The sequence below is a fragment of the Serratia sp. 22278 genome, from assembly GCF_052045405.1.
Taxonomy (GTDB): Bacteria; Pseudomonadota; Gammaproteobacteria; order Enterobacterales; family Enterobacteriaceae; genus Serratia; species Serratia marcescens.
Window position 1 is genome coordinate 34,815 of record NZ_JBQEOW010000008.1, and the last position, 9,678, is coordinate 44,492.

Genomic DNA, 9,678 nt, shown 5'->3' on the forward strand with positions numbered 1-9,678 from the left:
TGTGATCATTGCGCCGCGGCGGTTTCGTGCAAATGCCGCCAGCCGAGCGCGTTGGGCTGACGTTCAAATACCACCGTGGAGTAGCGCAGCGTAGCGCTTTGTCCCGGCAGACTCTGTTTTTCCCGGTAGCTGACTACCGCGCCCGTCGGCCATTCGGCCACCAGCTTCATCTCTTCTATCTCGATTTCCAAACCCGGTTTGGCGGCGCGATGCGCGTGGAAAAAAGCGCACAGCGCGGTGAAATCCAGCGGAGCGCCGTTCAGCGCGATCATGCTGAAATCCGGCGTAAAGCGCGCCAGCAGCGCCTGCTCTTCTCCGGTCCCTTTGCCCAGCCAGCGTTCAATGGCGATGTGGGCGTCGATCACTTCGGTAAAATACGGGTTCATAAAGCATCCTGTTGAGCGTTGAGTTGGCGCACGATGGCGCGGTTGGCGAGGCGCAGGCACAGCAGCAGCGGGATGAGTACGCTGGCGCCCGCCAGAATGAAGCAGGTACGGTAAGCCGTCGCGGGCGGCAACACGGCCAGCAGCAGATTCAGCAGCAGGCTGAGCAGCGCCACGCCGAGGCAAAAACTGAGTTGGCGGTTGATATTCCACAGCGCGCTGGCGTCCGCAAGCTGAGCGTCGGGGATCTGCAGGAACGCGCTGCTCTGCGCGGTGCTGCTGCACAGGCTGCCGCCGAACCCCATCAGGGCAAAGGCGGCGATCTGCAACGCGTGCTGCCCGGCCTGATCGATCTGCGCCAGCGTCAGCATGCCGACGCCTTGCAACAGACAGCCGACGATCAGCAGCGGCCGCGGGCCGAGGCGGTTAAAGGTTTTGCCGGTCAGCGTGATGGCCAGGAACGACGCCAGCGCCCAGGGCAGCATCAGGCCGCCGACCTGTGCGGCGGGCATGCCCAGCTGGTTTTGCAGATACAGCATCGCCACCAGGCTGACGCCGATGAACAGGCCGGGAATACACAAATAAACCGCCATGGCGTTGCGCAGCAGCGGATCGGCGACCAGCCGCAGGTTCAGCAGCGGCTGCGGGGTTCGCAGGCTATGGCGCAGATAAGAGGCCAGCACCAGCAGGCCGGCAGCCAGCAGCGCCGCACCGGAAACCTGATGGCCGGCTTCGCTCAGCCGGGTCAGGCCGAGCAGCAGCAGCGTCAGCGCCGCGCAGGCGCTCAGTAATCCTGTCGCGTCGAGCGGTTTGCGCGCCGCCGTCGGCGCTTCCGCGCGCAGCCACAGCGCCGCCAGCGCCAGGGCCAAGGCCGCCAGCGGCAGGTTGGCGAAAAACACCCAGCGCCAGTCCAACCGATCGACGAGCCAGCCGCCCAGCGCCGGTGACAGCGCCGGCGCCAGCAGCCCCACCAACATGATGGCCGCCGACAGCCCGGCGCGTTCATGGCTGCGGTACAGCTGATAGGTCAGCGTCTGGCCGATGGGGATCAGCAAGCCGCCGCCCATGCCCTGCAGGGTGCGCCAGCCGATCAGCGCGCCGATGCTGTCGGCGTTGCCTGCGCCGAGGGTGGCCAGCATGAACAGCGCCAGCGACAGCAGAAATACTCGCCGTCCGCCGATGCGCTGCGCCAGCCAGGCGCTGAGCGGGATCACCAGCGTCAGGCCGAGAATATAGCCGTTGCTGACCCACGCCAGTTGGCTGACCGATGCTCGCATCGCCTGGCCGATGGCGGGGTAGGCGACATTGGCGATAAACATATTGATCAGATCGACGAAAAAGCCGAGCAGATAGACGATTGCCACTTTGCTGCGATAAGACATGGTGCCTCCGGTTGAAGGCGAGCAGTGTATCGGGGGGAAAAGTGCGGATAAATCGGCGGCGGGCGATTACACTGTCAAAATGATTTTGACAATAAGGGCGGCGAAATGCTGAATTTGCAGCGTCTGGCGATCTTCGCGGCGGTGGTGGAAGCGGGCAGCTTTACCGCGGCGGCGGCGGCGCTGGGGCAAACCAAGGCGGTGGTGAGCTTTAACGTCAAGCAACTGGAGAATGAGCTGGGGGTGTCACTGCTGGCGCGCAGCACCCGACGATTGTCGCTGACCGATGCCGGCGAACGCTTCTATCAGCGCAGCCAGCAATTGTTGCAGGAGGCGGAAAACGTGCTGGACGACGTGCGACGCGATCATCACGGGCTGAGCGGCGTGCTGCGCATCACCAGCACGCCGGAGTACGGCGCGCAGGTGGTGGCGCCGGCGCTGGCGGCATTTTCGCGCCAGCATCCGCGCCTGCGTATCCAGCATGTGTCTTCTTCCTATCATGCCGATCTGATTTCGGAGCGCTTCGACGTGGCGATCCGCTTGGGCCAGCTGACGGATTCCAGCCACCGCGCGGCGCTAATTGACAGCTTCGCCATTTTTCCGGTGGCGTCGCCGGATTATCTGGCCGAGCGGCCGATTCATTCGCTGACTGATCTGGCGCAGGCGCAGTGGATCGCCCACAGCCGGCTCAGTTCGCCGCTCAGTTGGCAGGTGGTCACGCCGCAGCGCGAAGCGGTGCTGTTCAAGGTCGCGGACGCCGCCACGCTTACCGGCGACAGCGCCGCGGCATTGCTGGCGTTCGCCCTGCATGGCGCCGGGGTGGCGCTGCTGCCGGCGTGGCTGGCGCAGCCCGACATCGATGCCGGCAGGTTGCAGCGGTTGCTGCCGGATCACCGTTTCCCCGAGCAGAGCATCTATGCGCTCTACCCGAATACCCGTCACGTGCCGGAAAAGGTGCGGGCGTTTATCGATTTTCTGCGCGCGCGGGTGGCGGCAAAATCGTTAGCGAAATAATAATTCGTTATAACTCTCTCATTTATCATCAAATCTCATCGGGGTATGCTGGAACGCTTCGTCTACCCCGTCTGATGCGAGCCACCTTCGATGACCGCAGAAAATAACTTCCAACTGAACCGACGTATTTTGTCCGTGGTGATGTTCACCTTCGTCTGCTACCTGACCATCGGCCTGCCGCTGGCGGTGTTGCCGGGATTTGTGCATGACCACCTGGGCTACAACTCGGTGTTGGCGGGCCTTATCATCAGCGCGCAATACTTCGCCACGCTGTTCAGCCGCCCGCACGCCGGGCGTTACGCCGATCAGCTGGGGCCGAAGAAGGTGGTGCTATTCGGCCTGGCGTGCTGCGGCGCCAGCGGCCTGTTTTACGCGCTGGCGTTCGGCGTTGACGGTTACCCGTGGCTCAGCCTGCTGTTGCTGTGCGTGGGGCGGGTGTTTCTCGGCGTCGGCGAAAGCTTCGCCAGCACCGGTTCCACGCTGTGGGGCATCGGCCGGGTTGGGGCGATGCACACTGCGCGGGTGATCTCCTGGAACGGCGTCGCCACCTACGGCGCGATGGCGGCCGGCGCGCCGCTCGGCGTGTATCTGAACCAGCAGTGGGGATTGGCCGGGGTGGCGGCGCTGATTGTGCTGGCGGTCGCGGTGGCGCTGCTGTTGGCGAGCGGCAAGCCGGACGTCTCGATCGCGGCTGGGCAGCGCATCGCCTTCCGCGCGGTGTTCGGCCGCATCTGGGCCTATGGTCTCGGGCTGGCGATGGGCACCGTCGGCTTCGGCGTGATCGCCACGTTCATCACCCTTTACTACGCCGACAAAGGCTGGAGCGGCGCGGCGTTTTCGCTGACGCTGTTCAGCTGCGCCTTCGTCGGCATCCGCCTGATCTTCAGCAACGTCATTAACCGCCACGGCGGGTTGAAGGTGACGCTGGCGTCGTTTCTGGTCGAGATCGTCGGGCTGCTGTTGATCTGGCTGGCCGGCGAACCCTGGATGGTGCAAACCGGCGCGTTGCTGGCCGGCGCCGGTTTTTCGCTGGTGTTCCCGGCGCTGGGCGTTGAGGCGGTGAAACAGGTGCCGCCGCAGAATCAGGGCACGGCGCTCGGCACCTATTCGGCGTTCCTCGACCTGGCGTTGGGCATCACCGGCCCGCTGGCCGGGCTGCTTATTGGACAAGCGGGCGTGCCGTCGATTTATCTGGCGGCGGCGCTGCTGGTGGCGCTCGGGGTGCTGCTCACCCTGCGCCTGCTGCAGCGCCGCCGGGCCTGATTCAGGAATAGTCCGAAACCCGGATTCCTCCCCAGAAAATCATTGTTTCGGTGAATGATTACGGTAAGGTCGCTCAGCGGTCCAGAATGAGAGGAGGAATCGATGTATTTACGGCCGGATGAAGTGGCTAAAGTGTTGGAGAATACCGGCTTTGAGCGTGATTATGTCACCGATCAGGCCTATGGCTACCGCAAGGGTACGCATTATGTGTATGTGAATCGCGAAGCGCGGATGGGCAGAACCGCGTTGGTGATCCACCCGGCGCTGAAAGAGAGAAGCGTGCATTTCGCCACGCCGACCTCCCCGGTGCGCACCAGCGAGCAGTATCTGGAGTTTCCCCTGGATTTAAGCAGCGACGCCCCGAACCAGCGCTACGGCATCGCACACGGCTTCAGCTCGCGCGAAGCGCTGTCGCGCTACCTCTACAGCATGTTCCTGTAATCGGTCCCCCGCCCGGGGGACGCGATCAGCCGTGCGCCAACGCTTCGCGGTTGAAACGCTCGTTGTAGGCGCGGCGGAACTGCGCCAGTTCAAACGCATCGATATCCAGCTCGGCGAAGTAAAACAGCGCCGCTTCGGTGTGCTCGGCATGCAGCTCCGGCGACAGCCCGGCGCGCAGCAGCACGTCGCGCCACAGGGCAATCTGTTCGTCGTCCGCCTGTTTGATGAACGTCAGGTAGATGAACAGCAGATAAGCCGCCTGGTGCATCTCTTCGGTGTAGCCGTTGTTCAGCATGCGGATAAAGGTCTGGCTTTGGCGGCCGCCCATTTCCTGGATCATCGATTCGATCAGCATCGGCTTGACCCTCAGCAGATGGGCCAGCGAATCGATGGCTTTGCGGGTGTCGGACGTCAAGATGCGGTAACCGATAATGAATACGACGATCAGGGCGGCGAGGATGATCCAGGTCATTTAGGCTTTATTACACTCTCAATACGCCAGAAGAGGGGCGGGAGGCGCTGTGCGACAGCGCCCGCTATCAATGCTGTTCGCCGCTGAAATTACCGACCGCGCTCTGTTGGCGCAGGTGGTGATTGAAGGTGGCCGCGTCTTTGGCCAGCGCGTCCAGATGGGCGCCGAGCATTTTGATCTGCTTGACCAGCGCATGCTGTTCCGGCACCGAACTGGCGGTGCTCAGTTTGCGCGCCAGTTGTTCATTCTGCGCCCGCAGCGCGGCTTCGCGCTGTTTGGCTTCTTCCAGCAGTTGCTGCAGCGCCTGGTAGCTCTGCTGCCATTCGCGGTGTTGCCGTTCGAAGCTGCTCTGCAACTCATTCATCGCATTTTGAAACTGGATTTCCAGCTCGCGCATTGTCATGGGCTCGATCCTTTGCGGCACTCAATGATGGCTTAGCAGTATAGCGAAAACTGTTCGCAAGCTCACCCGTTGACGACAAATGAGACACATGCCGCTGACAATTCCCGGCTTGCAACCGTGACAAGGCGTCTTACAATCGACCCCATTCCCAGCCGTAAAGGCTGCCGTTCAAGAGAGGTGGAACATGAGCGAGCAGGAAAAAGACTTTTTTGAACAGGCGATGGCGGACGTGGTGCCGCTGGAGAGCGGACGGCAGACGCTGTACCTCAAGCCGCAGGTGGCGGTGGACAAAAGCGCACGGCGCGACGCGCAGCGGCTGCGGCAGGAAAACTTCCTCAGCACCGATTTTCTCGAAGTGATCCCCTGTGAACAGCCGCTGGAGTTCAAAGGGGAAGGCATTCAGCAGGGCGTGCTGGACAAACTGCGCAACGGGCGTTACCCGCCGCAGGCATCGCTGAACCTGCTGCGTCAGTCGGTCGAAGCCAGCCGGCAGGCGCTGTTTCGCTTCATTATGCAGGCGGAGGCGCAAAACCTGCGTTCACTGCTGATCGTGCACGGCCGCGGGCGGCAGAACGAAAGCCATCCGAATATCGTGCGCAGTTACGTCGCTAAGTGGCTGGCGCAGTTTGAACAGGTACAGGCATTTTGCCGCGCCTTACCGCGCGACGGCGGCGAGGGCGCCTGCTATGTCACGCTGCGTAAATCGGCGCAGGCCAAGGCAGAAAACTTTGAGCGCCACGCCAAGCGCAGCCGGTGAAAGGATAGCCGAAATAAAATGGCCGGCGAATATCGCCGGCCATCGATGAATTATTTATTAAATATTTTATAGTCCAGCGAATAACGGCCGGCGCCGGTTACCGCCAGCAACAGCAAACCGCCAATGATGCTGATGTTTTTAAAGAAGTTGATTTCGTTGCCCATCATTTCCATGCCGGTCATTTTCCAGAACGGATGGCCGATAAACGCGGTGCCCAACACATACAGGGCGAAAATGACCGCGATAGGCCGAGTAAACAGGCCGAGAATAAGCGCGATGCCGAAAATAAACTCCACCACCACGGCAACGATCGCCGCCAAATAAGGCATCGGCGTGCCATAGCCTTCCATCGCCGTGACGGTCGCACCGAAGTTGACCAGTTTCATCCAGCCGAAAATGATAAACAGAACCATCAGTAGAATGCGGGACAGCAGAATTACGCCGTCTTTTGAGCTATCACCCATTTCGAACTCCTTAGCCACTGTCGGAATTATGTTGTCTTGCTGATTAAAGATTAGAACAATTTACGTTTTTTTCTAGCGGCGACGGGCGGTTGCGCCACTTTTTTCATTGGGTGAGACGCGTGGTGAAGCCGACGGCATTGCCTATACTTGAGCCTGGAGCAAAAACAATAAAACAGGCGATGTGAGGCCAAGATGGATGAGGAATTGACCGCCGCCGGTTACCGCCGTTATTCCGGCGACAAGATTGACGTTTATTTTAACAGCGCGATATGCCGCCATTCCGCCAACTGCGTGCGTGGCAACGCGGCTATTTTTACCCTGAACCGCCGGCCGTGGATTATGCCGGATAATGCCGACGCGGCCGAAGTGAAACGCGTTATCGACACTTGCCCCAGCGGCGCACTGAAATATAGGGAGAAATAATATGGAACATAAAATACTGGCAGACGAGAAGCGTTTTTATATCAATGACGAGCACGGCAAGCTGATCGCCGAGATCTCTTTCGTGCCGAGCGGCGACAGGCTGACCATTATCGATCACACCTGGGTGGATGAGTCATTGAAGGGGCAGGGCGTCGGCAAAAAGCTGGTGGCGCTGGTGGTGGAGAAAATGCGCGCGGAGCAGCGTAAAATCATTCCGCTATGCCCGTTCGCCAAGCATGAGTTCGATACCACCCCAGCCTATCAGGACATTCGCGCCTGAGGCGATAACGGGGCGCGGCGCGCCCCGATCATTCAGCAGACGCCGAAATCGCCGTCTTCGTGGTACAGCGCCACCTCGTTGGCCTGCACCTCCGTACGCTGCTCTTTACCCAGTTCATTCCAGCTGCAAACCAGGGTTTCGCCGTCGATCGCCACCACGGTCATCTTCGGGCCGCCGGTGGTGCGTTGTACAAAATCACCGATATTGAATGCCATGCGTTCCTCCACAACAGATTAAACCTCATCTATTGATAACACAGAATGGCGCCGCCGTTGGCAGGCGTTTCGTTATGTATTAAATTATATAGCGATTATCATCAAGGAGAGCAAACTAACATGCCGGGATTATTGATGTTTTATGTGGGCGGTACGGCGCCGGGCGCCAATATTGAGTTGCACGACGTGCAGTTTGCGGCGGCGGATCGGCCGGAAGAGGCGTATCCGCTGCTGCGCGAAAAGTGGTTCGGCGATAAGCGCAAGGTGCATGTCGACGGTTATGCGCGCATCGACTGGGCGGACGGTTACGACGTGAGCCTGGAGTCTGCGCCGTTCGCCGGTGAAGAGAAGCTGTTTTTCGTTAACGTGGGCGGTTACCGCAGCGATGAGCTGGCGGAATTGCACCAGTTCGGCCTTTTTGTGGCGCGCTCCGCCGACGAGGCGAAGGAGAAAGCCAAACGGGCGCTGCTGACGGACAGCGTGCAGCAGCACAAAGATGATCTGGCTGAGGTGGACGACTGCCTGCTACTGCAGGCGCTGCAGGGCTACCACGTTCATCTGCGGGCCAACCCGCACGGGAAACCGGCCCGGCCGCTGTGGCAGGGGTATCTGCCAATCGGCGAACCCGCGCTATAACGCCGCTTCGAACACCTGCGGCAGGTTGAGATCGCGGCGTTTCAGATCCAGATGCATGATATTCATTACCTGTTGATGAAAATGCCGTTCATGCAGCATGAGAGGCGCTGTATGCTGGCAAGCACAGTCATCAACACGCCCAGGATTTACCATGACCATTGAGATTTACCCGGCGCAAAAAAGCGACGCCAAACTGATTCTGGATATGATTATCGAGCTGGCGGTGTACGAAAAGGCGCGCGAGCAGGTGCTGGCCAGCGTGGAAGACATCGAACGCAGCTTGTTTGGGCCGGGCGCCTGTTCCGAAGCGCTGATTTGTACGGTGAACGGCGAGCCGGCGGGTTATGCGGTGTTCTTTATGAGTTACTCCACCTGGCTGGGTAAAAACGGCATCTATCTGGAAGACCTGTACGTGGCGCCGAAGCATCGCGGCGCGGGCGCCGGTAAAACGCTGCTGCGGCACATCGCCCGGCTGGCGTGCGAACGGCAGTGCGGCCGCCTGGAGTGGAGCGTGCTGGACTGGAACCAACCGGCCATCGATTTCTACCTCAGCATCGGCGCGCAGCCGCAGGGCGAGTGGGTGCGTTATCGTATGGAGGGCGAGGCGCTGACGTACTTCGCGGCGCACGGGGCGGCGCTGCCGGCGTAACCGTCATTGGGGGGAGGCGGCCTCCCCAACTGTGGTGGTGTGATCGGTTTACTGCGGGTGAATCAGGTCAGGATCAGGCGGGTTTGCGGGCGGCGAGAATGAAGATCATCGGGCGCTCCTGCTCTTCGTCCAGCGCCGGGTTAGCGGCGATTTGCTGCGCGCTGGGGCCCCATTCGTTCAAATGCTGGATGATAAACCCTTGCTGCGCCAGCGGGTTGATATAGCCGCCAAGCGTGCGGTGCTGCTTGATGACGCCTTCCGCCAGCCAGTTGGAAACGCGCTGGCCTTCTCGCTGGTAACCGTTGACCGGCCAGGATTTCTGCCCGTTGCCGTCGGTCAGCCAGCCCTGCTGCGCCGGGGCGGTGTAGATCGGGTGCTCGGCGGTGAAGATGAACTGCCCGCCAGGTTTCAGCGCGGCGTACACCGTGGCGAACAGCGCGGACAAATCCTCGAGGTAGTGCAGCGTCAGCGAGCTGTAGACCAGATCGTAACGGTTCACAGGCAGCTGCAGCTGCGCCAAATCCTGCCGACGATACTCGATGCCCGCGTCGGCGGTCATCTCCCGCGCCTTGGCCAGCATTTTTTCCGAAACGTCCAGCCCCAGCACGCTGGCTGCGCCCTGTTCGCGCGCGCTGCGGCAGAACCAGCCGTAGCCGCAGCCGAGATCGACCACACTTTTTCCCTGCAAATCTGGCAGGATGCGGCGGATGGCGGGCCATTCCGGCGCGCCGTCCAGACCGTGCTGCGAGCGGCTGAGCTGCGCATAGCCGTCGAAGAAAGCCTGATTGTCATAGATATTTTGCGTCATGATGACTCCTTGGGGTGAATGACGGCGGCGGAATGCCGCTGCCATACCATGCATATTGCTGCATAATTCTACGCTGACAACATGAATAACG

15 protein-coding genes are annotated in these 9,678 nt (G+C 60.8%); 8 read left to right on the plus strand and 7 right to left on the minus strand.

All coding sequences use genetic code 11. The features are described from left to right. Positions 1 to 5: 5 nt before the first annotated feature. A complete protein-coding gene (locus ACTJJ6_RS15665) occupies positions 6 to 386 on the minus strand; it encodes a DUF4440 domain-containing protein (RefSeq protein ID WP_016929834.1) in 381 nt (126 codons plus the stop codon). After that, entirely contained in the window at positions 383 to 1,765 is a 1,383-nt protein-coding gene (locus ACTJJ6_RS15670) for an MFS transporter (protein WP_016929833.1), read from the minus strand. Before ACTJJ6_RS15670 ends, ACTJJ6_RS15665 begins: the two co-directional genes overlap by 4 nt. Before the next feature lie 105 nt (positions 1,766 to 1,870). Between ACTJJ6_RS15670 and ACTJJ6_RS15675 the strand changes: the two genes are divergently transcribed. The 3 genes from ACTJJ6_RS15675 to ACTJJ6_RS15685 all read left to right on the plus strand — a co-directional run bounded on the left by ACTJJ6_RS15675 (position 1,871) and on the right by ACTJJ6_RS15685 (position 4,480). Continuing rightward, a complete protein-coding gene (locus ACTJJ6_RS15675; protein WP_350024316.1) occupies positions 1,871 to 2,776 on the plus strand; it encodes a LysR family transcriptional regulator in 906 nt (301 codons plus the stop codon). 90 nt (positions 2,777 to 2,866) lie between these two features. Beyond that, the gene (locus ACTJJ6_RS15680; protein ID WP_016929831.1) at positions 2,867 to 4,039 is read left to right on the plus strand and encodes an MFS transporter; all 1,173 of its coding nucleotides are present in this window, start codon (positions 2,867 to 2,869) and stop codon (positions 4,037 to 4,039) included. 102 nt (positions 4,040 to 4,141) lie between these two features. Next, positions 4,142 to 4,480 (plus strand): DUF2002 family protein, encoded by a 339-nt coding sequence (locus ACTJJ6_RS15685; RefSeq protein ID WP_016929830.1) that lies wholly within the window; start codon positions 4,142 to 4,144, stop codon positions 4,478 to 4,480. A 25-nt stretch (positions 4,481 to 4,505) separates the two neighbouring features. Here the strand turns inward: ACTJJ6_RS15685 and ACTJJ6_RS15690 are convergent, their stop codons facing one another. Further along, positions 4,506 to 4,952 carry a DUF1198 family protein gene (locus ACTJJ6_RS15690; protein ID WP_025303978.1) on the minus strand — a complete coding sequence of 149 codons (447 nt, stop codon included), beginning with the start codon at positions 4,950 to 4,952 and terminating at the stop codon, positions 4,506 to 4,508. 67 nt (positions 4,953 to 5,019) lie between these two features. Continuing rightward, the gene (locus ACTJJ6_RS15695) at positions 5,020 to 5,355 is read right to left on the minus strand and encodes an MbeD/MobD family mobilization/exclusion protein (RefSeq protein WP_004928976.1); all 336 of its coding nucleotides are present in this window, start codon (positions 5,353 to 5,355) and stop codon (positions 5,020 to 5,022) included. Positions 5,356 to 5,539: 184 nt separating this feature from the next. On the opposite strand from ACTJJ6_RS15695, the gene smrA reads away from it, so the two are divergent. Then, entirely contained in the window at positions 5,540 to 6,112 is a 573-nt protein-coding gene (gene smrA, locus ACTJJ6_RS15700; protein WP_049300412.1) for a DNA endonuclease SmrA, read from the plus strand. Positions 6,113 to 6,162: 50 nt separating this feature from the next. Here the strand turns inward: smrA and ACTJJ6_RS15705 are convergent, their stop codons facing one another. Beyond that, complete coding sequence (locus ACTJJ6_RS15705) at positions 6,163 to 6,576, minus strand: DoxX family protein (RefSeq protein WP_016929826.1); 414 nt, start codon at positions 6,574 to 6,576, stop codon at positions 6,163 to 6,165. A gap of 192 nt (positions 6,577 to 6,768) precedes the next feature. On the opposite strand from ACTJJ6_RS15705, the gene ACTJJ6_RS15710 reads away from it, so the two are divergent. Then, positions 6,769 to 6,999 (plus strand): (4Fe-4S)-binding protein, encoded by a 231-nt coding sequence (locus ACTJJ6_RS15710; protein ID WP_016929825.1) that lies wholly within the window; start codon positions 6,769 to 6,771, stop codon positions 6,997 to 6,999. A 1-nt stretch (position 7,000) separates the two neighbouring features. Beyond that, positions 7,001 to 7,279, plus strand: coding sequence for a GNAT family N-acetyltransferase (locus ACTJJ6_RS15715; RefSeq protein WP_049300411.1), 279 nt, complete (start codon positions 7,001 to 7,003; stop codon positions 7,277 to 7,279). 32 nt (positions 7,280 to 7,311) lie between these two features. Here ACTJJ6_RS15715 and ACTJJ6_RS15720 read toward each other — a convergent pair whose 3' ends face one another. Next, the gene (locus ACTJJ6_RS15720) at positions 7,312 to 7,494 is read right to left on the minus strand and encodes a YodC family protein (protein ID WP_016929823.1); all 183 of its coding nucleotides are present in this window, start codon (positions 7,492 to 7,494) and stop codon (positions 7,312 to 7,314) included. 120 nt (positions 7,495 to 7,614) lie between these two features. Here ACTJJ6_RS15720 and ACTJJ6_RS15725 point away from each other — a divergent pair, with 120 nt between their 5' ends. Both ACTJJ6_RS15725 and ACTJJ6_RS15730 read left to right on the plus strand, forming a co-directional pair. Then, positions 7,615 to 8,130 carry a DUF1543 domain-containing protein gene (locus ACTJJ6_RS15725; protein WP_049300410.1) on the plus strand — a complete coding sequence of 172 codons (516 nt, stop codon included), beginning with the start codon at positions 7,615 to 7,617 and terminating at the stop codon, positions 8,128 to 8,130. A 151-nt stretch (positions 8,131 to 8,281) separates the two neighbouring features. Beyond that, positions 8,282 to 8,779 (plus strand): GNAT family N-acetyltransferase, encoded by a 498-nt coding sequence (locus ACTJJ6_RS15730; RefSeq protein ID WP_016929820.1) that lies wholly within the window; start codon positions 8,282 to 8,284, stop codon positions 8,777 to 8,779. A 73-nt stretch (positions 8,780 to 8,852) separates the two neighbouring features. On the opposite strand, the gene ACTJJ6_RS15735 is transcribed toward ACTJJ6_RS15730, so the two are convergent. Beyond that, complete coding sequence (locus tag ACTJJ6_RS15735; protein ID WP_016929819.1) at positions 8,853 to 9,587, minus strand: class I SAM-dependent methyltransferase; 735 nt, start codon at positions 9,585 to 9,587, stop codon at positions 8,853 to 8,855. Between the last annotated feature and the right edge of the window lie 91 nt (positions 9,588 to 9,678).